The 18,718-nt window shown below is 69.6% G+C and carries 21 protein-coding genes and 2 pseudogenes; 15 read left to right on the top strand and 8 right to left on the bottom strand.

Annotation, left to right across the window (positions count from 1 at the left end; genetic code table 11):
• Window positions 1-109 precede the first annotated feature (109 nt).
• The 4 genes from PQI23_RS03625 (at window position 110) to PQI23_RS03610 (ending at window position 4,348) form a co-directional block, all read left to right on the top strand.
• Window positions 110-1,762 carry an amidohydrolase gene (locus PQI23_RS03625; protein ID WP_339971611.1) on the top strand — a complete coding sequence of 551 codons (1,653 nt, stop codon included), beginning with the start codon at window positions 110-112 and terminating at the stop codon, window positions 1,760-1,762.
• Between the two features lie 52 nt (window positions 1,763-1,814).
• Complete coding sequence (locus PQI23_RS03620) at window positions 1,815-2,303, top strand: Lrp/AsnC family transcriptional regulator (protein WP_339971609.1); 489 nt, start codon at window positions 1,815-1,817, stop codon at window positions 2,301-2,303.
• 61 nt (window positions 2,304-2,364) lie between these two features.
• Window positions 2,365-3,231: an alpha/beta hydrolase gene (locus PQI23_RS03615; protein ID WP_339971607.1), complete on the top strand. Its 867-nt coding sequence runs from the start codon at window positions 2,365-2,367 to the stop codon at window positions 3,229-3,231.
• Between the two features lie 67 nt (window positions 3,232-3,298).
• Window positions 3,299-4,348 (top strand): lipoate--protein ligase family protein, encoded by a 1,050-nt coding sequence (locus PQI23_RS03610; protein ID WP_339971831.1) that lies wholly within the window; start codon window positions 3,299-3,301, stop codon window positions 4,346-4,348.
• Window positions 4,349-4,401: 53 nt separating this feature from the next.
• Here the strand turns inward: PQI23_RS03610 and PQI23_RS03605 are convergent, their stop codons facing one another.
• Genes PQI23_RS03605 through PQI23_RS03595 form a run of 3 tightly spaced genes read right to left on the bottom strand, consistent with a single transcriptional unit; the run spans window position 4,402 to window position 6,230 of the window.
• Window positions 4,402-5,454 carry a sensor histidine kinase gene (locus PQI23_RS03605; protein ID WP_339971829.1) on the bottom strand — a complete coding sequence of 351 codons (1,053 nt, stop codon included), beginning with the start codon at window positions 5,452-5,454 and terminating at the stop codon, window positions 4,402-4,404.
• 21 nt (window positions 5,455-5,475) lie between these two features.
• Window positions 5,476-5,673, bottom strand: a complete 198-nt coding sequence (locus PQI23_RS03600) for a hypothetical protein (protein WP_339971605.1) — start codon at window positions 5,671-5,673, stop codon at window positions 5,476-5,478.
• A complete protein-coding gene (locus PQI23_RS03595) occupies window positions 5,667-6,230 on the bottom strand; it encodes a sensor domain-containing protein (protein WP_339971603.1) in 564 nt (187 codons plus the stop codon). Before PQI23_RS03595 ends, PQI23_RS03600 begins: the two co-directional genes overlap by 7 nt.
• Between PQI23_RS03595 and PQI23_RS03590 the strand changes: the two genes are divergently transcribed.
• Both PQI23_RS03590 and PQI23_RS03585 read left to right on the top strand, forming a co-directional pair.
• Entirely contained in the window at window positions 6,220-6,393 is a 174-nt protein-coding gene (locus tag PQI23_RS03590) for a response regulator transcription factor (protein ID WP_339971601.1), read from the top strand. The genes PQI23_RS03595 and PQI23_RS03590 overlap by 11 nt on opposite strands.
• A 201-nt stretch (window positions 6,394-6,594) precedes the next feature.
• Window positions 6,595-7,827 (top strand): acyltransferase family protein, encoded by a 1,233-nt coding sequence (locus tag PQI23_RS03585; RefSeq protein WP_339971827.1) that lies wholly within the window; start codon window positions 6,595-6,597, stop codon window positions 7,825-7,827.
• 27 nt (window positions 7,828-7,854) lie between these two features.
• Here the strand turns inward: PQI23_RS03585 and PQI23_RS03580 are convergent, their stop codons facing one another.
• A complete protein-coding gene (locus PQI23_RS03580; RefSeq protein WP_339971599.1) occupies window positions 7,855-8,826 on the bottom strand; it encodes a quinone oxidoreductase family protein in 972 nt (323 codons plus the stop codon).
• Window positions 8,827-9,003: 177 nt separating this feature from the next.
• Here PQI23_RS03580 and PQI23_RS03575 point away from each other — a divergent pair, with 177 nt between their 5' ends.
• On the top strand, window positions 9,004-9,207 hold the full coding sequence (locus PQI23_RS03575) for a hypothetical protein (RefSeq protein ID WP_339971597.1): 204 nt from the start codon (window positions 9,004-9,006) through the stop codon (window positions 9,205-9,207).
• A 72-nt stretch (window positions 9,208-9,279) separates the two neighbouring features.
• The gene (locus PQI23_RS03570) at window positions 9,280-9,543 is read left to right on the top strand and encodes a DUF2188 domain-containing protein (protein ID WP_339971595.1); all 264 of its coding nucleotides are present in this window, start codon (window positions 9,280-9,282) and stop codon (window positions 9,541-9,543) included.
• Between the two features lie 32 nt (window positions 9,544-9,575).
• On the opposite strand, the gene PQI23_RS03565 is transcribed toward PQI23_RS03570, so the two are convergent.
• Window positions 9,576-10,037 carry an Lrp/AsnC family transcriptional regulator gene (locus tag PQI23_RS03565; RefSeq protein WP_339971593.1) on the bottom strand — a complete coding sequence of 154 codons (462 nt, stop codon included), beginning with the start codon at window positions 10,035-10,037 and terminating at the stop codon, window positions 9,576-9,578.
• Between the two features lie 394 nt (window positions 10,038-10,431).
• On the opposite strand from PQI23_RS03565, the pseudogene PQI23_RS03555 reads away from it, so the two are divergent.
• A pseudogene (locus PQI23_RS03555) lies at window positions 10,432-11,316 on the top strand (MaoC/PaaZ C-terminal domain-containing protein); the annotation flags it as partial.
• Between the two features lie 15 nt (window positions 11,317-11,331).
• Here PQI23_RS03555 and PQI23_RS03550 read toward each other — a convergent pair.
• From PQI23_RS03550 to paaI, 3 genes are all read right to left on the bottom strand, one after another.
• Window positions 11,332-11,955 (bottom strand): TetR/AcrR family transcriptional regulator, encoded by a 624-nt coding sequence (locus PQI23_RS03550; protein WP_339971591.1) that lies wholly within the window; start codon window positions 11,953-11,955, stop codon window positions 11,332-11,334.
• A 74-nt stretch (window positions 11,956-12,029) separates the two neighbouring features.
• Window positions 12,030-13,379 carry an AMP-binding protein gene (locus PQI23_RS03545; protein ID WP_339971590.1) on the bottom strand — a complete coding sequence of 450 codons (1,350 nt, stop codon included), beginning with the start codon at window positions 13,377-13,379 and terminating at the stop codon, window positions 12,030-12,032.
• A gap of 26 nt (window positions 13,380-13,405) precedes the next feature.
• Window positions 13,406-13,873, bottom strand: coding sequence for a hydroxyphenylacetyl-CoA thioesterase PaaI (gene paaI / locus PQI23_RS03540; RefSeq protein WP_339971588.1), 468 nt, complete (start codon window positions 13,871-13,873; stop codon window positions 13,406-13,408).
• A gap of 169 nt (window positions 13,874-14,042) precedes the next feature.
• Between paaI and paaA the strand changes: the two genes are divergently transcribed.
• The 6 genes and pseudogenes from paaA (at window position 14,043) to PQI23_RS03510 (ending at window position 18,687) form a co-directional block, all read left to right on the top strand.
• Entirely contained in the window at window positions 14,043-15,008 is a 966-nt protein-coding gene (gene paaA / locus PQI23_RS03535) for a 1,2-phenylacetyl-CoA epoxidase subunit PaaA (RefSeq protein ID WP_339971586.1), read from the top strand.
• Between the two features lie 104 nt (window positions 15,009-15,112).
• Window positions 15,113-15,418, top strand: coding sequence for a 1,2-phenylacetyl-CoA epoxidase subunit PaaB (gene paaB / locus PQI23_RS03530; protein WP_339971584.1), 306 nt, complete (start codon window positions 15,113-15,115; stop codon window positions 15,416-15,418).
• On the top strand, window positions 15,415-16,254 hold the full coding sequence (paaC, locus tag PQI23_RS03525; RefSeq protein WP_339971583.1) for a 1,2-phenylacetyl-CoA epoxidase subunit PaaC: 840 nt from the start codon (window positions 15,415-15,417) through the stop codon (window positions 16,252-16,254). Before paaB ends, paaC begins: the two co-directional genes overlap by 4 nt.
• Window positions 16,248-16,757, top strand: a complete 510-nt coding sequence (gene paaD, locus PQI23_RS03520) for a 1,2-phenylacetyl-CoA epoxidase subunit PaaD (protein WP_339971581.1) — start codon at window positions 16,248-16,250, stop codon at window positions 16,755-16,757. Before paaC ends, paaD begins: the two co-directional genes overlap by 7 nt.
• A 7-nt stretch (window positions 16,758-16,764) precedes the next feature.
• A pseudogene (paaE, locus tag PQI23_RS03515) lies at window positions 16,765-17,867 on the top strand (1,2-phenylacetyl-CoA epoxidase subunit PaaE).
• A gap of 16 nt (window positions 17,868-17,883) precedes the next feature.
• Window positions 17,884-18,687: an enoyl-CoA hydratase/isomerase family protein gene (locus PQI23_RS03510; RefSeq protein ID WP_339971579.1), complete on the top strand. Its 804-nt coding sequence runs from the start codon at window positions 17,884-17,886 to the stop codon at window positions 18,685-18,687.
• Window positions 18,688-18,718: the final 31 nt, after the last annotated feature.

Below are 18,718 nucleotides of genomic sequence, written 5' to 3'. Positions count from 1 at the left end.
GCAACACCCGTCGCCTGGCGCACGCCGAGCGATCCTCACCAGCACCCGCACCCCGCACCAGCACCCGCACCAGCACCAGCACCAGCACCAGCACCGAAAGCGAGCCCCCATGTCGGCCCCCATCACCGTCTACCGCAACGCCGTCGTCTTCACCGGACCAGCCGATACCGCTCCGCTGCAGAGCTTCGCCGTCGCGGGCGACCGCTTCCTCGCCGTCGGCGATCTGGAGACGGTGCGCGAGGCCGCGGGCGCCGCTGCCCGTGAGATCGACCTCGCGGGCGCCTTCGTCACGCCCGGCATCACCGAGGGGCACGCCCACATGCTCATGCTCGGCGAGGCGCTCGGCAAAGTGCAGCTGCGCGACGCCGATTCCGTCGCGGAGGTGCAGCGGCGCCTCTCGGCCGCTCGCGAGGCGAACCCCGGTGCGAACAAGCTCACCGGCGTGAGCTGGCGCTTCGACATCTTCGGCGAGGGCGAGCGCCCCGCCGCCGCGATGATCGATGCGGTGGTAGCCGACGTGCCGGTCGTGCTCGACGCGAACGACCTGCACTCCGTCTGGGTGAACACGGCGGCGCTCGAGGCCATGGGCATCACCCGCGAGACGCCCGATCCCGTCGGCGGCGAGATCGTGCGCGACGCCGCCGGCAACGCGACCGGCTTCCTGCTCGAGACCGCGGCCGTCAAGTACGCGTGGAGCTACCTGGAGTCGATGGCGACCGATGAGGATCGCGACCGCTTCCTCGACAACGCGTTCTCCGCCTACCTCGAGACCGGGGTGACCGGGGCGACCGAGATGTCGTTCGGGCACGCCGAGCTCTCGACCTACAGCCGGCGACTCGACCGCGACGGCCGGCTGCCCTTCCCGGTGAACGCGCACTGGCTGCTCACCGCGTCGGGCGACCTCGACACCGACCTCGCCGAGATCGCGGAGGTCGCGCGCATCCGCGACGAGGTCGCCGAGAAGTACGGCGACCGGTGGCTGCGCATTGCGGGAGTGAAGTTCATCCTCGACGGGGTCATCGACGCGTGCACCGCCGCGATGCGCGCCCCCTACGCGAACGGTGCACTGCCCGGCCCGATCTGGGAGCGCGAGTTCGCGCTCCCCGTCGCGGTCGCGGCGGACGCCGCCGGGTTGCAGTTCGCGCTGCACGCGATCGGCGACGAGGCGAGCACCATCGCGCTCGACATGGTGGCCGAGGCGGAGCGGGTCAACGGTCCGCGCCCGGAGCGCCGCGCACGCGTCGAGCACCTCGAGTACGTGGCGGACGACACGATCGCGCGCATGGCCGAACTCGGCGTCACGGCGTCGATGCAGCCGGTGCACTGCGACCCGGCGGTGCTCGACAACTGGCAGGCCGTGCTCGGCGACGAGCGGGCGGTGACCGGCTTTCCATGGCACAAGTTCCGCGAGGCCGGCGTGCGTCTCGCGCTCGGCACCGACGCCCCGACGGCGCCTCACGAGGCCGCCGACAACCTCTTCATCGCGCTCACGGCGCAGTCGGTGCTCGAGCGGGATCGCGCGCCGTACCAGCCGGAGCGCGTCTTCACCCCGCCGCAGGCGCTCGAGGCCTTCACCGTCGGCACCGCGTATGCCACGGGTCGCGATGACGAGCTCGGCACCATCGCCCCCGGATACCGGGCGAACTTCGTCGTGTGGGCGGCGAATCCGCTCGTCGAGGATCCGGAGCTGCTGCTCGGCGCCTCCGCGGTGCTCACGGTGGTCGACGGCGAGGCGGTTGCGACGGAGGAGCGCGGCAGCTGAGCCCGCGGGCCCCCATAGACTGATGCCGTCACCGATCAGCCGAGGAGGCCCCATGTCGGAGCGCGGCCACGCGGCATCCCACCTCGATCTCGACGAGCTGGATCGCAAGCTCATCGCCGCACTGCAGGTGGACGGCCGCACGCCGTTCAGCAGCCTGGCGCAGGACCTGGGCGTATCCGCGTCATCCGTGCGCTACCGCGTGCAGCGTCTGCAGGACAGCGGGCTCTTCCAGATCGTCGGGATCGCCAACCCGCTGAACATCGGGTTCGACCGGCTCGCGCTCATCGGCATCAAGTGCGAGGCGGGCACCGCGCCGCAGGTGTGCGAGGCGCTCGCAGAGCTTCCCGAGACCAGCTACGTCGTGCTCACGAGCGGCGGCTTCGACGTGATGGTCGAGGTCGTGTGCCGCGACATCGAGCACTACACCGACCTGATGTTCAGCACCCTGCAGCAGGTGCCCGGCGTCGTCTCGACCGAGTCCTTCTTCGTGCTGAAGGCGCACAAACTCGCGTACGGCTGGGGAGTCGGCGACGGCTCCTGACTCCCCACCGCGTTCAGCGGGTTCCCTGGCGCCCGCATCGCCGAGCCAGCAGAATGGGCAGATGAGCATCACGGAAGAGCGCGTCGAGTTCGACTTCGTCGACGCCCACGGTGTCGAGATCCGGTGCTACGAGTGGCGCGCCGCCGATGCCGTCGGCGTCGTGCAGATCTCCCACGGCATCGGCGAGCACGCCCTTCGGTATGACGCCTTCGCGCGGTATCTCGCCGCCATCGGCTTCACCGTCATCGCCGACGACCACCGAGGTCATGGCGAGACGGGGCGACGCCAGCACGATGGCGACCTCTCCCGCCTCGGCAGGCTCGGAGTCGGCGGGCTGCTCGCCGCGGAGGCGGGGGTGCGGCAACTGGCCGAGATCGCACGCGAGCGGCACCCCGGCCTCCCGCTCGTCGCCTTCGCGCACTCCTGGGGGTCGCTCATGGCGCAGCGCATCATGAACGAGCATCCGCGCACGTGGGATGCGGTGGTGCTCTCGGGCTCGGCGTTCCGCACCTTCCGCCATATGGAGAGCGGCAATCTCAACGCGAAGTGGGATGCCCCCGAGGCCAACGGGTTCGAATGGCTCAGCCGCGATACGGCCGTCTCCGAAGCCTTCGCGAGCGATCCGCTGTGCTTCGAAGCCGACATCCTGCGACTCTTCGGCGTCGCGGATGGTCTGCGGTTGTTCGGCAAGCCGGGCTCGGGCCTCGCTCCCGATGTGCCGATCCTCATCGTCTCCGGTTCCCAGGACCCGCTGAGCCGCGGCGACGGCATTCGCCTGCTCGCGGACGCCTACCGCGCGAAGGGCGTGCGCGACGTGACGGTCAGGCTCTACTCCGACGCGCGGCACGAGATCCTGAACGAGACGAACCGCGACGAGGTGTTCGCGGATGTCGCGACGTGGATCCAGGAGCGCGTCGCCAGCGACTGAGGGCGACGATGCCGTGCACGCGGCAGTGTCGCAACGCTGCTCGCGGGCGTACTCTGAAGGCATGAGCATGCACGGCGAGTACAAGGTTCCTGGCGGCAAGCTGGTCGTCGTCGATTTCGAGGTCGTCGACGATCGCATCACCGATTTCCGACTCTCGGGCGACTTCTTCCTGGAACCCGACGACGCGCTCGCCTGCATCAACGAGGCCATCGAGGGGCACCACCCGAACGGCACGATCGAGGAGTTCTCGACCGCCATCCACCAGGCCCTCCCGAGCGAAGTGCACCTGCTCGGCTTCACGCCCGACTCCGTGGGTGTCGCGATCCGCCGCGCGGTGACGGGCGCCGCGCACTGGCGCGACTACGACTGGCAGATCGTGCACGAGCCGCCCATCGCCCCCGTGCTGAACGCGGCCCTCGACGAGGTGCTCACTGCGGCCGTCGGCGAAGGCCTGCGGGGGCCGACGCTGCGCATCTGGGAGTGGAACGCCCCCGCCGTCTTCATCGGCAGCTTCCAGTCCGTGAAGAACGAGGTGGACGAGGAGCAGGCGGCGGCCCGGCACGCGCAGATCGTGCGCCGCATCTCGGGCGGCGGCGCGATGTACATGGAGCCGGAGGCCTGCATCACGTACGCGCTGTACGTGCCGGGCGAACTCGTGCGCGGGATGAGCTTCGCCGACTCGTACGCGTATCTCGACGAGTGGGTGCTCGAGGCGCTGAAGTCGCTCGGCATCGACGCCGTCTACAAGCCGCTCAACGACATCACGAGCCCGCACGGCAAGATCGGCGGCGCGGCGCAGAAGCGCCTCGGCTCGGGCGCCGTGCTGCACCACGTGACCATGGCGTACGACATGGATGCCGGCGCAATGACGCAGGTGCTGCGCATCGGGCGCGAGAAGCTCTCCGACAAGGGCACTGCGAGCGCCGAGAAGCGCGTCGACCCGCTGCGCAGCCAGACCGGCCTGCCGCGCGAGGAGATCATCGAGCGCATGATCGAGGTCTTCAAGCGCCGGCACGGCGGCACCGACGGCGAGGTCACCGAGGGCGAGTGGGACGCTGCGGAGCGGCTGGTCGAGAAGAAGTTCTTGACCGAGGAGTGGATCCGCCGGGTGCCGTAAGGGCAGCCCCGTGGCCGCGATCGCCGCGCGGTCGGCGTCACGCAGCGGCCGGATCACCCGAGCGGCAAGCGAGCCCGCACCGCGAAGCCCTCCGCCGTCGGCCCGAACGCGACGGCGCCGCGGAGCGCCTCGACGCGTTCGCGCACCCCGGCGAGCCCGAGCCCGGAGCCGGGCGCGGGCTGCTGCCCCCTCGACGCATCAGCGGGCCCGTTCTCCACGTCGATCTCGAGCGCGTCGGCACCTGCTCGCACCGAGACGGCGACGTCGGCGTCGGGCGCGTGCCGCATGGCATTGCTGAGCGACTCCTGCACCACGCGGTACGCGGTCAGGCCGAGCGCGGGCGCGATCGCCGATGCGTCGAGCACCCCCTCGACGACGAGCCCGACGCGCACTCCGCTGCGACGGGTCGCCTCGACGAGCGACGGGATATCCGCGATCGACGGCTGCGGAGCGAGCGGGGCATCGCGATCCTCATCGCCGGATCGCAGCAGCGCGAGCAGGCTGCGCATCTCGGCGAGAGCCTGCCGCGACGACCCGGCGATCGATTCGAACTCGCGCTCCGCCTCGTCGCCGAGCGCAGGAAACCGGTACTTCGCCGTCGTCGCCTGCACGCTGATGACCGACATGCTGTGAGCCACGACGTCGTGCAATTCTCGCGCGATGCGGTTGCGCTCCTCGAGCTCGCGCCGCTGAGCACTCAGCCCCGCGCTCATCAGGCGCTCTTCGCGGAGCGCGCCGCGGTTCGCGAGCCACTGGCGCCCGAGCACGCCGATCGCGAGCATCGCGGCCGACACCGACGCCGAGACGATCACGTTCGCCCAGGCTGCACCGTCGAACCCGCTCATCAGCACGGCGATCGCGCTCGCGAGCTGGGGCACCGACCACGCCACCGCGGCCCACACCCAGTTGCGACGCAGGGACACGATCAGCACGAGCGCGGCCTGCACGATGAGGGCCATCACGGGCCAGGGCCAGGGCCACGAGGGGCTCGGCGCCGCGCTCGCCAGAACCGTCGACGCCACGGCGACGGTCTGCAGCGCAATACCCGCGGCGACCCAGCGCACGACGAGCACGATGGCGAGCGCCTGCCCCACGGCGATGAGCATCGCGCTCACGACGGAGATGCCCTACAGGGTTGCGAGCACCGGCCAGCCGATGGCGACGGCGACGACCGCGATGAACGTCGCGCCGATCCACCACCAGCTTTCCAGCGACCGCTGCGCCGAAGCGCTCGCTCCCCCGGGCGAATGCGCAGGCTCAGACGCAGGTGCACTGCCGGCGACCGCGACCGGAGCGGCCTGCCCGAGCGCCGCCGTGGTCACCACTGCCTCGAGGCGCGCGAGCCCGCGCAGTACGACGGGGAGCAGCAGCAGGAACACGACGCCCGCGATGCAGTTGAACGCGGCGTCGATGAGGAAGGAGTGGCGAAGGCGCCGGGCTCCGCGCCGGTCCAGGTTTCGAGAACGATCCCGGGCACCGTCTGCTCCTGCGGCGGCAGGAAGACACTCCACACCGGGTAGGTGACACCGCCGAGCGCGACCGCGGTCCAGGTGATCGCGAGTATCGCACTCACCGTGCGCAGCGGGAACGCGATGAGCGTCTCGAATGCGAGATCACCCCACCGGCGCGGCTCGGCGAGCACGCGCAATTGGCCAGGCAGACCGGGCGGGCGCACCGCGTAGTGCGCAGGAGGCAGCTCGCCGCCCCAGAGCCTCACGCGCGCCCGTGAGAGTTGTGCAGCGGCCGAAGCGATGTGGAGCGTCAGCGGCAGCAGGAGGGCGCCGATCCAGATGATGAGCGTGCCGACCGAGAGGAGCACCAGGGGAACGAGCACGACGAACGCGACGAGGGAGATGAGGAAGCCCGGCAGGATGAAGCTCATCGCGGTCGGCAAGTCGAACGGGGAGATCGCAGAGCACCTCTTCCTCTCCGAGCAGACCGTGAAAACGCATGTCTCGCGGGTGCTCGGCAAGCTCGGATTGCGCGACCGCACGCAGGTCGTCATCGCGGCCTACGAGTCCGGGCTCGTCGGCGTCGGTCGCTGACCCGCGTCACTCCGCAGTTCGGCGCGATTCACCCGACCGGGTGACGCGACGCCCGCCACCCCGCTCGTACCGTCTCTCCTTGTCCCCGACACAAGGAGCCCCCGGACCCTCGTACACTCGCACCCTGCCCGGACCGCACCCGGAGCCCCGACCCCGCCGCGCGCATCCGTTGCGACCTCCGCCTCGTATCACGATCCGACCATCGACGCCGTACGCACCGGCTCCCTGTTCGTCGTCGTGGTGCTGCACGCGCTGATGGTCGGCGTGGAGCTCGGACCCGCCGGATCGCTGCACACGAGCGTCGCGCTCTCGGGCGAGGCCTGGTTCGCGCCGATGACCTGGGTGCTGCAGATCATGCCTCTGTTCTTCATCGCCGGCGGGTTCGCCTCGCTCTCGCAGTGGCGGCGCATGCAGCGTCGGGGCGCCGGTGCCGTCGAGTACGTCATGGCCCGCACGCGTCGACTGGCGGTGCCCGCCGCGCTCATGATCGCATCGGTCGGCGGCGCACTGCTGCTCGCCCGAGCGCTGGAGGCGGATGCCGCACTCATCGAGGAGGCGAGTCTGAGGATCGGCCAACCGCTGTGGTTTCTCGCCGTGTACTTCGCCGTGACGGCCCTCGTGCCCGCGATGGCGTGGCTGCACCACCGGATGCCGCTGGTCACCGTGTCAATGCTCGCCGTGGGCGTCGTGATCGTGGATACCGCTCATGCCGGTCTCGGCGTGCCCGTCGGGTACCTGAACCTCATCCTGGTCTGGCCGCTCATGCAGCAGCTCGGGTTCATGATGCGCGACGGGGTGTTCATCGCCGCATGGTCGCGCGGTCGCCTGCTCACCGGCCTGCTCGCCGCGCTGACGGCCCTGCTCGTACTGATCGGCCGCGGGTGGTCTCCCGACATGCTGGAGAATCTGAACCCGCCCACGACGGCGATCATGCTGCTCGGCACCGCGCAGTTCTTCGCCCTGCAGCTGCTGCGCCCGCGGCTCGACACGCGCATGCGCGCAACGCGCTTCGTTCGCATCGTCTCGCGCGCGAATACTGCGGCGATGAGCGTCTACCTCTGGCACATGCCGGTCATCCTCGCCCTCGTCACCCTCATGTGGGTCGCGGGGCTTCCCCTGCCCGCCCCGCACTCCGGCGCATGGTGGGCGACTCGGGCGCCGTGGCTCCTCGTGATCGGGTGCTGCGTGATCCCATGGGCCGCCCTCATCGCACCCGTCGAGCAGCGGATACTCGCGAGACTCCCAGCGCAGAGGAGACCGGGCGACCTCGGCATCCGCGGTCGGGTCGCGGGCGGCGGGGCAGCGGCACTGAGCGTCGTGTGCTGCATCGCCGGTACCGCCATCGCGCTGCTCACCGGGATCGCGACGCCGCTGCCCTACGCCTGCGCGGTCGCGCTCCTGGCGCTCGGCATTCGCGCCGCTCGCGTGCCGTGATCCGACACGTACTGCCCTCGCACTGCCCTACGGTTCGAGGATCACCTTGCCCGTCGTGGCCCGCGATTCGAGTGCCCGGTGCGCTTCAGCCGCTTCAGCCAGTGGAAAGCGGGCGCCGATGCGGAAGTCGAGCCGACCTGCCCCGAGCGCGTCGAACAGCTCGCTGTATCGCCATGCGCGCTCCTCCGTCGTGCGCACGAAATGACCGAGCGAGGGGCGCGTGACCGAGAGGGATCCCCCGGCGTTGAGCCGCTGCAGGTCGAACGGCGGTACCGGCCCGCTCGCCGCGCCGAAGAGCACGAGCTCGCCCCGCACGCGCAGCGCCGAGAGCGAATCATCGAAGGTGCGTGCACCGACTCCGTCGTACACCACCGCGACGCCCTCGCCATCCGTGAGCTCACGCGCGCGCGAAGCGAAGTCGTCGTAGTCGAACACCTCCGCGGCGCCGGCGCCGATACTCAGCTCGCGCTTCTCCGGAGTCGAGACCGTCGTGAAGACTCGCACGCCGCGCGCGACCAGGAGCTGCGTGAGCAGCAGGCCGACGCCGCCGGCTCCCGCGTGAACGACGACCGTCTCCCCCGACTGGGGGCGAGCGGCCGAGGTGGCGAGGTAGTGGGCGGTGAGCCCCTGCAGCGGGATCGCCGCGGCCGCATCCGCCGCAATGCCCTCGGGCACCCGCACCGCCCGATCCGCAGCGACGACGAAACGCTCGGCATAGGTGCGCGAGGCCTCGGCGGTCGTGATCACGTCGCCTTCCGAGAACCCCTCGACACCCGCACCGACCTCGAGCACCAGCCCCGCCGCTTCGCCGCCCGGAGTGAAGGGGTACTCCACCGAGTACAGCCCCGACCTCTGGTAGGTCTCGATGAAGTTCACGCCGACCGCGCGGGTCTGCACGAGCAGTTCCCCGGGCCCCGCTTCAGGGCTCGGCACTTCGGTGAACTGCAGCAGCTCGGGGCCGCCGGCCTGGGCAACGGTGATCGCACGCATCTTCGACATGAGTCGAGCCTACGATGCTCGCCCGCTCAGCGCTGCACCGGGTCGTTGTTCGCAGCCAGTTTGAGCGAGTTCCCAAGACGGTCGATCGCGCAACCCCCTCGCGCACACGTGCGTCAGTTGAGACGGTGGGGAACCAACACACCGTACGGCGCGATCAGGAGCGGAGGAAGTATGACCATGAGCGATCCCTTCTCGGCGGAGGTACCGGAAGCCGATGCCCTCGAGCAGAGCAGGAATGCGGGTCTCGAGCACGAGTCGAGCTCTGATGACGCGGTTCTTCCCTCATCGACCGAGGCGGACACGGCTGATGCGCTCGAGCAGTCCATCACCGTGGAGCTCGATGACGACGACGCGCCGGCAGTCGAGACCTTTCGCGACTGAGACGCGGCGGTTCTTGTCGGAATCGGCGCGGATTGCGCACCACGAGCCAAGCAGTGAGCAGGAGGCAGCACGATGAGCGAATCAACCGTGACGACGAAGTCGAAGAACGGCCAGTGGGTGAACCACGTGGAAGGCGCCCCGCAGCTCTCGAGGAGCTTCCGTAACAAAGACGAGGCCGTGCAGGCGGGCCGTGAACTCGCGGTCGAGCGCGGCCTCGAGCACCGGATCGAAGAATCGGATCCGACGGGAGCGATCACCGATCCCGACCCCGCGTCGCAGCGACAAGCGGAATCGGCGGACCCCGATCCGAACGCGCCCTTCTCCGAGCAGAGCTGACCGCGCCCGGGCGGAAGCACACACCGCCGTCGTCACCGCTGAGCGGTGAGCTGCGGCGGAGGCCCTCCCGTGAAGTCCTCGAAGATCAAGATGGTGCGGGTGTTCCGCACCCACGGAATCGCCTGAACGTCTTCGAGCACCACTCGGCGAAGGTGGCTGTTGTCCGCGGCACGCACGAGGAGCAGGACGTCGAAGTCGCCGCCGACCAGAGCGATGTGCTCGACCTCCGGGATCTCGCCGAGCCGCTCGCGAACCTCCTGCCACCCGGTCTGGTCGATCAGCAGTGTGACGTAGGCCGAAGCGTGCGAGCCCGCGAGCACGGGATCCGTGCGCACCGTGAAGTTCATGATGACGCCGCTGTCGACGAGCCTGCGCACCCGCGCGTGGGCGCCCGCACGGGAGATGTGCATGGCTTCGGCGAGCGCCGTCATCGAGATGCGCGCGTCATCCTTGAGCACGGCCAGAATGGCACGGTCGGTGTCGTCCACCTGCATGTCTTCCCCCTTGGAGACCGAAACCTGGCCCGAGACACTCATCCAGACTTCGGGCGGATCTGCGATCAAACATACAGAACTCAGGCATGAACGCGCACAGTCGCGCCATGGAGGAGCACAATAGGCGACATATCGACGGACGGATTCAAGGAGGAAACCGTGTCCCGATCAGAAGTCGACCTGCTCCCTCGCTCGACCCCGGTGCAGCTGATCGCTCCCGACGGCGCCGAGTCGAGCGATCCCGAATTCTCGATGCCCGATCACGACACCCTGCGCCGCGCGTACGCGAACCTGGTGAACGGTCGGCGCATCAACGACCAGTGCAACGCGCTGGTGCGGCAGGGGCGCCTCGCGGTCTACCCCGCGTCGACCGGGCAGGAGGCCTGTCAGGTGCTTCGACGACGCACTGGCCCCGCGAGTGCACGACACCGAGGCGTTCGGGCCCGTGGCATCGGTGATCGGGTACGCGGCACCCGAAGAGGCGGCGTCACTCGTCGTGCGCGGCGGCGGCTCGCTGGTCACGAGCGTCGCATCTGCCGACCCCGAGTTCGTCGCCGGGCTCACGCGCATGTGCGCTGCAGCGAACGGGCGCATGCTCGTGCTCGACCGCACCGACGCGCGCAGCTCGACCGGCCACGGTTCGCCGCTGCCGAACCTGGTGCACGGCGGCCCGGGCCGCGCAGGCGGCGGTGAAGAGCTCGGCGGAGTGCGCAGCGTCTTCCACTACATGCAGCGCACGGCGATACAGGGCAGCCCCGAGATGCTCACCGCGGTCACCGGGGTCTGGCACGCGGGCGCGGCGACGCGCGATGAGGCGCATCCCTTCCGCAAATCGCTGCAGGAGCTGCGCGTCGGCGACCGCGTGGTGTCGGAGGAGCGCGAGGTCACCCTCGACGACATCGCCCACTTCGCGCAGTTCACCGGCGACACGTTCTACGCCCACACCGACGAGACGGCCGCCGCAGCCAACCCGTTCTTCCCGGGCCGCGTCGCCCACGGCTATCTTCTGCTGTCGTTCGCCGCCGGGCTCTTCGTCTCGCCCGAGCCGGGGCCCGTACTCGCGAACTACGGGCTCGAGAGCCTCCGCTTCATCACGCCGGTGTCGCCCGGCGACCGCATCAGAGTCGCGCTCACGGCGAAGCAGATCATTCCGCGCGAGACGGACGAGTACGGCGAGGTGCACTGGGACGCGGTGCTCACCAACCAGGAGGGCGAGATCGTCGCGACCTACGACGTGCTGACCCTGGTGTCGAAGACGCACGAGGCCGTCGCCGCGTGAGGGTGCACCGCCGAGCTACCGGAAGTCGGCGACCTCGTTGACCCGCAGCCCGGAGCGCACGTAGGCGAGCACCGCGTCGGCGAGCGCGTCGGGGGTCTCGGGGCCGTCGGGCCGGTACCACTCGACGAGCGAGTTCACGAGGCCGAACGTGAAGCGCGCGGCGAGACCGGGATCGAGATCGTCGCGCAGCGCGCCCTCGCTCCGAGCGCGCTCGAAGATGGCGCGCAGCCGCGCGGTGAGCGCACGGCGCCGCTCCAGAGCGCGCAGCTCGACCTCCGAATTGCCGTGCAGTCGCAGCAGCAGAATCAGATAGGGCTGCTGCTCGCAGGCGACGAGCACGGCCGCGCGCACGATGTCGGTGATCTGTCCGACCGCGCCGGCCTGCGCATCGGCCTCCGCCTCATCGAACACGCGCTCCAGCGCGCCGAGCGCACGCTCGAGCGCGATCTCGAGCATCTCCGCCTTCGAGGCGAAGTGGTGGTACACCGCCGACTTCGAGAGCCCGAGCCGGCTCGCGATCATGCCGAGCGAGGAGGCGTCGTATCCATGATCGGTGAATACCTGCACGATGACTTCGAGCATGCTGCCCTGGTCGTATCCCGGCCGCCCCCTCCGAGGTGCTGCGTCGGAGTTCGACATGGATCTCCTCCCCTCAGGAGCGGTCGCCCGCGACTCTCGCAGCGTGCACGCGGGGTTCCGCGCTGCCTGCAAATCTACCTCAGGTCGTAGAGGCGCTTGAGCTTGCCCTCCGACCGCGGCAGCGAGCCGATCGGCGCGAGCTCCGCGGCGATCGTCGCCCCGATCCGATCCTTGACGCACTTCTGCAGCCGCCGCAGCGCGTCGTCGGCGCTCTCGGGGCGCGCATCCGGATCCGCCTCGATCTTGATCGTGAGATGATCCAGCGCCCCTCGTTTCGTCAGTTCGAGCACGAAGTGGCTCGTCAGCCCCTCGACCTCGCACGCGATCTCCTCGATCTGCGTGGGGAAGAGGTTGACGCCGCGCAGGATGATCATGTCGTCGTTGCGCCCCGTGATCTTCGCGATGCGACGGTGTGCGGGCCGCCCGGTGCCGGGGTGCAGCGAGGTGAGGTCGCGCGTGCGGTAGCGGATCATGGGGAACGCCTCCTTGGTGAGCGTCGTGAAGACGAGCTCCCCGGTCTCGCCGTCGCGCACCCGGTGCAGCTGGTCGTCGACGATCTCGGGCAGGAAGTGGTCCTCCCAGATGCGCGGCCCGTCCTGCGTCTCCACGCACTCGCTGCCGACGCCCGGTCCCATCATCTCGGACAGGCCGTAGATGTCGACGGCTCGAATGCCCATGCGATCCTCGAGCTCGCGCCGCATCGCCTCAGTCCAGGGCTCCGCCCCGCAGATTGCGACCTTGAGGCTCGTGCCGCGCGGGTCGAGGCCGGCCCGTTCGAACGCGTCGGCGATGGTGAGCAGGTAACTCGGCGTGCACATGATGGCGTCGGGCTCGAAATCGCGGATCAGCTGCACCTGCTTCTCGGTCTGCCCTCCCGACATGGGGATCACCATGCACCCGAGCCGTTCGATGCCGGCGTGGGCGCCGAGCCCGCCGGTGAAGAGGCCGTAGCCGTACGCGTTGTGCACGCGCCACCCCGGCCGCACACCCGCTGCGTAGAGCGATCTGGCGATGAGGTCGGCCCAGTTGTCGAGGTCGCGCTCGGTGTACCCGACGACCGTGAGCCGCCCCGTGGTCCCCGATGACGCGTGCACACGGCGCACCTGCTCCATCGGCACCGCGAAGAGCCCGAACGGGTAGTGCTCGCGCAGGTCGCTCTTCGTCGTGAACAACAGTCGCTCGATGTCCGCGAGGGAGCGGATGTCGTCGGGGTGCACGCCCGCCGCAGCGAACTTCTCGCGGTAGAACGGCACGTTCTCGTAGGCGTGGCGCACCGTCCACTGCAGACGCTCGAGCTGGAGCGCCTCGAGCTCGGTGCGGGTGAGGCGCTCTGCAGGGTGCAGGGTCTCGGGATCCGCTGCGTCGGGTGCGGGCACTGGCGTGACCGCGGCGGGAGCTGCGGGGGTGTGAGTCTCGGTGATCATGGTCTCGCTCTTTCGTCGTCGAAGTCTCAGGAGGCGGGCAGAGGCCGGTCGGTGGCGAAGGACCGCCCGCGGAACTCGGCGATCGTGTCTCCGCGCTGATCGCGCACGGTGATGTCGTAGAGTCCGTTTCGCCCCGACAGCCATCGGCGTTCGGCGAGAGCGGTGAGGGTGTCGCCGGCTCGACTGGCGCGGGTGAACGTGATGTCGACGCCGGACGCGACGACGGCGTTCGCACCCTCGTTGCACGCGTAGGCGAAGGCCGTGTCGGCGAGCGTGAAGACCATCCCGCCGTGCGTGATGCCGAAGCCGTTCACCATGTCGTCGCGCACCACCATCGAGAGCTCCGCCCTCCCCCGTTCGAGCGCGCGGAGGCGGATGCCGAAGGCCGTCTTCGCCGTGTCGGCGCGCAGCATGGCCGTCGCCGACCAGCTCGGGTCGAAGTCGATGCGGTCCTCGATACCGCTCTGCGGAGAGACATCTGTCCGTGAACTCATGTGGCGCTCCATTGCGTCGATGCGGGAAGGCTGCTCCTCCTTTGCGATGCTGCCCGGAGAAGCGTATACTGACTGAATGGTCGGTCAGTAATTCCATGGGAACTCTACCACCACTGTCCCACCCAGAGCGAGAGTCGCGGCGCATTGCACCGATGCAAGGAGGCACGAGATGGCAACGATGGCTGAAGAGCTCACCGAGGCTGCGAAGCAGGAGCGCTTCGACGCTCTCATCGCGGACGAGCAGCGCATCGAGTCCCGCGACTGGATGCCCGAGAAGTACCGCCGCACCCTGATCCGGCAGATATCGCAGCATGCGCACTCCGAGATCATCGGAATGCAGCCGGAGGCGAACTGGATCACGCGGGCTCCGAGCCTCAAGCGCAAGTCGATCCTCATCGCGAAGGTGCAGGACGAAGCCGGCCATGGGCTCTACCTCTACTCCGCCGCGCAGACGCTGGGGGTTACGCGCGAGGAGATGACCGACGCGCTCATCGAGGGGCGTGCGCGGTACTCGTCGATCTTCAACTACCACACTCCGACGTGGGCCGACATGGGCGCCATCGGGTGGCTCGTCGACGGCGCTGCGATCTGCAATCAGGTGCCGCTCTGCCGCGCGTCATACGGCCCCTACGGCCGGGCGATGGTGCGCATCTGCAAAGAGGAGTCGTTCCACCAGCGCCAGGGATTCGAGATTCTGTACGAGCTCTCGCACGGCACCCCCGAGCAGAAGCAGATGGCGCAAGACGCGGTCGACCGCTGGTACGGGCCGTCGCTCATGATGTTCGGGCCGAGCGACGACGCCTCGCCGAACTCCGCGCAGTCGATGGCGTGGAAGATCAAGCGCTTCTCGAACGACGAGCTGCGCCAGCGCTTCGTCGGCATGTGCGTGCCGCAGTTCGAGGCGCTCGGCCTCGAGTGCCCCGACAGGGACCTTCGCTACGACGAGGAATCGGGCAAGTGGATCATGGGCGAGATCGATTGGCACGAGTTCTGGGAGGTGCTCGCCGGGCGCGGGCCGGCCAACGCCGAGCGCCTGCGTCACCGGCGGGAGGCGCACGAGAACGGCGCCTGGGTGCGCGAGGCCGCGGCCGCCTACGCGCAGAAGATGCAGGATCGCCGCCGCTTCGCGGCCTGACACCGACCGAGCGCCGAAACGCCGGGCGACCCAGGGGCGAACAGGGGCGACGAGATTCGAGCAGGCACGACCACACCGCACGCAGCACACACGAGGAGACGAAGATGTCGACACCCGGTGAGACCGGCACCGAGGCCTGGCCCCTGTGGGAGGTGTTCATCCGCGCCAACCGCGGACTGAGCCACGTGCACGCCGGGTCGCTGCACGCACCCGACGAGGCGATGGCCCTCCGCAACGCCCGCGACCTGTACACGCGGCGCCATGAGGGCGTCTCGATCTGGGTCGTGCCCGCTGCGGCGATCACCACGAGCGACCCCGACTCGAAGGGCGTGTTCTTCGAGTCGCCCGCGGGCAAGAACTTCCGGCACGCCGTCTACTACTCGCGCGCGGAAGGGGTGAAGCACCTGTGAGCATCGAAACGGGCGCACCGCCCGCCGACCCCCACGGCGACGTCAGCGTCGACGACCTGGAACTCGCCGACGAGCTGACCGGGTCGGGCGAGGTTGCGACACCCGAAGCGGGCGGGTACGCGCTGCGCCTGGGAGACGATGCGCTGATCCTCGCCCAGCAACTCGGCTGGTGGGTGTCGCGCGGGCCCGAGCTCGAAGAGGATCTCGCGCTGAGCAACATCGCGCTCGACCTGTTGGGGCACGCGCGTTCGCTGCTGCGCTACGCCGGCAGTGCTGCGGGGCGCACCGAAGACGATCTGGCCTTCTGGCGCGATGAACCCGACTTCCGCAACTGCTGGCTCGTCGAGCAGCCGAACGGGCACTACGGCGACACCATCGCCCGGCAGTTCCTCTTCTCCGCCTACCAGGCCGAGCTGTATCGCGCGCTGCTCACCAGCACCGATGCGACCCTTCGCGCCATCTCAGGAAAGGCCGAGCGAGAGGTGCGGTACCACCTCGACCACTCGGCCCAGTGGATGCTGCGCCTCGCCCTGGGCACCGATGCGTCGCGCGCACGCATCTCCGTGTCGCTGCGCGACCTGTGGCCCTTCGTCGACGAGCTCTTCTCCGACGACGCGCTCGTCGAGGAGCTCGCGGGAATCGCCGCACGACCGAGCGGGCTCCGCGCGGGATTCGACGCCACGGTGCACGCCGTGCTCTCCGAGGCCGAGCTCCCCGTTCCCGAGGTGGAGCCTGCGCTGGGTCGCGGGCGCGAAGGGCTGCACAGCACGCGCCTGGGCTACATCCTCGCCGAGATGCAGTGGCTTCCCCGCCGGCATCCGGGGGCGTCATGGTGACAGACCGGCGCCCGACAGAACCGGCATCGGCGCGGATCTGGGACATCGCCGCGCAGGTGCCGGATCCCGAGGTGCCCGTGCTCACCATCGAAGACCTGGGCGTGCTGCGCTCGGTGATCGCCGCCGAAGACGAGGTACGGGTCGTGCTCACCCCGACCTACTCGGGGTGCCCCGCGATCGACCAGATGCGGGACGACGTCATCGCGCGGTTGCGCGAAGCCGGTTACCCGCGGGTTCGCGTCGACACCACCCTGAGCCCCGCCTGGACCACCGACTGGATGAGCGACGCGGGCAAGCGCAAGCTCGAGGCCTACGGCATCGCGCCCCCGGACTTCCGCGCCGCGGGGCGTCATGGACCGATCGCCGTAGCACTCGCGGTGAAGTGCCCCCGCTGCCACTCGATCCGCACCCGCGAGATCGCGCGCTTCGGCTCGACCTCGTGCAAAGCGCTCTTCGAGTGCGAGGAGTGCCTCGAGCCGTTCGACTACTTCAAAGTTCACTAGGAGCACCATGGCCGCCATCAATCTCGGCGCGAGGCAGCGCGCGACCTTCCACGAGCTGCGCGTCGCCGAAGTGCGCCCGCTCACGGAGTCGAGCGTGGAGGTGACGTTCGAGGTGCCCGACGACCTCGCTCCGGAGTACACCTACCTCGCGGGTCAGTACCTCGCGCTGCGCGCCACCGTCGACGGCGAGGACCTGCGACGTTCATACTCGATCTGCCGCCCCCGACTCCGGGGCGCATCTCCGTCGCGATCAAACGGGACCTCGGCGGCCGCTTCTCCAGCTGGGCCAATGAGTGCCTGCGGGCCGGCGACGTTCTGCAGGTGATGACACCGCAGGGGGCGTTCACATCGAAACTCGACGAGCTCGACGGGCGGCACGTGGTCGGCATCGCTGCGGGCTCCGGCATCACGCCGATCATCACGATGGCGCATCGCGTGCTCACCCGCAGCGAGACCAGCCGATTCGACCTGCTCTTCACCAACCGCTCCTCGCTCGACGTCATGTTCGTCGAGGAGCTCGCCGACCTCAAAGACCGGTTTCCGCAGCGCTTCGCCATTCATCACGTGCTCTCGCGCGAGCAGCGCTCGGCGCCGGTCATGTCGGGGCGCCTCGACGAGGAGCGCCTGCGCACGATCCTGAACACCGTGATCCCCGTGGGCATGGCCGATGAGTGGGTGCTGTGCGGCCCCTTCGAACTCGTGCAGCTCTGCCGCGACCTGCTCGCCGAACACGGCGTGGACGCATCCCACGTGCGCTTCGAGCTCTTCTCGACGGGCGAGCCCGCTCCGACGCGGGCGAGGCACGTCGAGGTGCACACCGGGGAAGAGACCGTCACCATCGACTTCACCCTCGACGGCACCTCCGCCTCGGTGGAGAGCCCGGTCAGCGCCCACGAGACGATCCTGAACGCCGCGCTGCGCGTGCGCAGCGACGTCCCATTCGCCTGCGCCGGCGGCGTCTGCGGCACCTGCCGCGCACGAGTCGTCACGGGATCGGTGTCGATGACCGAGAATTACGCGCTCGAAGCCGACGAGATCGATCGCGGGTACGTTCTCACCTGCCAATCCCACCCGCAATCGGACCGCGTGGTCGTCGACTACGACGCGTGACCGGATCGGAGCCAGCATGATCACCCTGACCGTCGCCGACGACATCGCCGAGATCGCGCTCGACGCACCCGAGCGCCTCAATGCGCTCGCGCCCGACGACCTCCGTGAGCTCTCGGACGCCTACGCGCAGGCCGAGCAGCAGCGGGTGCGCGCCCTCGTGCTGCGCGGGGAGGGGCGGGCGTTCTGCGCGGGGCGCGACATCTCGGGCGTGGACCCGCGCACCGACGACGTGCACGAGTACCTCGACGGACTCGTGCAGCCGCTGCTCGAGCGCATGAGCCGCTTCCCGGCCCCGACCTTCGCGGTCGCGCACGGCGCGTGCCTCGGCGTCGGGCTCGGGCTGCTCATCGCGAGCGACGTCGTGTACGTCGCTGAACGCGCGAAGATCGGCAGCCCCTTCGCGAGCCTCGGGGCGACGCTCGACTCGGGCGGGCACGCCCTCTTCTTCGAGCGGCTCGGCGCGCACCGCACGCTCGATCTCATCTACACCGGCCGGCTCATGTCGGGCGCGGAGGCCGTGGCCGGCGGCCTCTTCTCGCAGTCGTTCCCCGACGACGAGGTGCTCGAGGCGACTCGGGGCGCTGCGGCGAGCGCGGCACGCGGGGCCACCGAGGCGTTTCTCGCCTCCAAGGCGCTCGTCGCCGAGCTGCGCGATGAGCGCCTCGGGCTGTGGCGGTCGATGGCGCACGAGAACCGGGTGCAAGCGGCGCTCTGCGACACCGACGACTATCGCGAAGGCTTCGCGGCGTTCCAGCAGAAGCGACGACCGGAGTTCACGGGCGGTTCGCGCACGGCGCGCTCCTCCGAGGTGCGGGCGTGAGCGCCGGCAACTTCGTCGCCGAGCACGGCGC

This window comes from Leucobacter sp. USCH14, from assembly GCF_037619215.1.
Classification (GTDB): domain Bacteria; phylum Actinomycetota; class Actinomycetes; order Actinomycetales; family Microbacteriaceae; genus Leucobacter.
This window is presented reverse-complemented; position numbering and strand designations above follow the sequence as displayed.

Excerpts from the sequence above, each read along its gene's own strand:
- paaD (WP_339971581.1), top strand. The coding sequence starts at position 16,248 with ATGGTGACAGACCGGCGCCCGACAGAACCGGCATCGGCGCGGATCTGG.
- PQI23_RS03580 (WP_339971599.1), bottom strand. The coding sequence starts at position 8,826 with ATGTCGAAGATGCGTGCGATCACCGTTGCCCAGGCCGGCGGCCCCGAG.
- paaI (WP_339971588.1), bottom strand. The coding sequence starts at position 13,873 with ATGAGTTCACGGACAGATGTCTCTCCGCAGAGCGGTATCGAGGACCGC.
- PQI23_RS03610 (WP_339971831.1), top strand. The coding sequence starts at position 3,299 with ATGCACGGCGAGTACAAGGTTCCTGGCGGCAAGCTGGTCGTCGTCGAT.
- PQI23_RS03605 (WP_339971829.1), bottom strand. The coding sequence starts at position 5,454 with ATGCTCATCGCCGTGGGGCAGGCGCTCGCCATCGTGCTCGTCGTGCGC.
- paaB (WP_339971584.1), top strand. The coding sequence starts at position 15,113 with ATGTCGACACCCGGTGAGACCGGCACCGAGGCCTGGCCCCTGTGGGAG.
- PQI23_RS03615 (WP_339971607.1), top strand. The coding sequence starts at position 2,365 with ATGAGCATCACGGAAGAGCGCGTCGAGTTCGACTTCGTCGACGCCCAC.
- PQI23_RS03565 (WP_339971593.1), bottom strand. The coding sequence starts at position 10,037 with ATGCAGGTGGACGACACCGACCGTGCCATTCTGGCCGTGCTCAAGGAT.
- PQI23_RS03570 (WP_339971595.1), top strand. The coding sequence starts at position 9,280 with ATGAGCGAATCAACCGTGACGACGAAGTCGAAGAACGGCCAGTGGGTG.
- PQI23_RS03625 (WP_339971611.1), top strand. The coding sequence starts at position 110 with ATGTCGGCCCCCATCACCGTCTACCGCAACGCCGTCGTCTTCACCGGA.
- PQI23_RS03620 (WP_339971609.1), top strand. The coding sequence starts at position 1,815 with ATGTCGGAGCGCGGCCACGCGGCATCCCACCTCGATCTCGACGAGCTG.
- PQI23_RS03590 (WP_339971601.1), top strand. The coding sequence starts at position 6,220 with ATGAAGCTCATCGCGGTCGGCAAGTCGAACGGGGAGATCGCAGAGCAC.
- PQI23_RS03545 (WP_339971590.1), bottom strand. The coding sequence starts at position 13,379 with ATGATCACCGAGACTCACACCCCCGCAGCTCCCGCCGCGGTCACGCCA.
- PQI23_RS03510 (WP_339971579.1), top strand. The coding sequence starts at position 17,884 with ATGATCACCCTGACCGTCGCCGACGACATCGCCGAGATCGCGCTCGAC.
- paaA (WP_339971586.1), top strand. The coding sequence starts at position 14,043 with ATGGCAACGATGGCTGAAGAGCTCACCGAGGCTGCGAAGCAGGAGCGC.
- PQI23_RS03575 (WP_339971597.1), top strand. The coding sequence starts at position 9,004 with ATGAGCGATCCCTTCTCGGCGGAGGTACCGGAAGCCGATGCCCTCGAG.
- PQI23_RS03550 (WP_339971591.1), bottom strand. The coding sequence starts at position 11,955 with ATGTCGAACTCCGACGCAGCACCTCGGAGGGGGCGGCCGGGATACGAC.
- PQI23_RS03595 (WP_339971603.1), bottom strand. The coding sequence starts at position 6,230 with ATGAGCTTCATCCTGCCGGGCTTCCTCATCTCCCTCGTCGCGTTCGTC.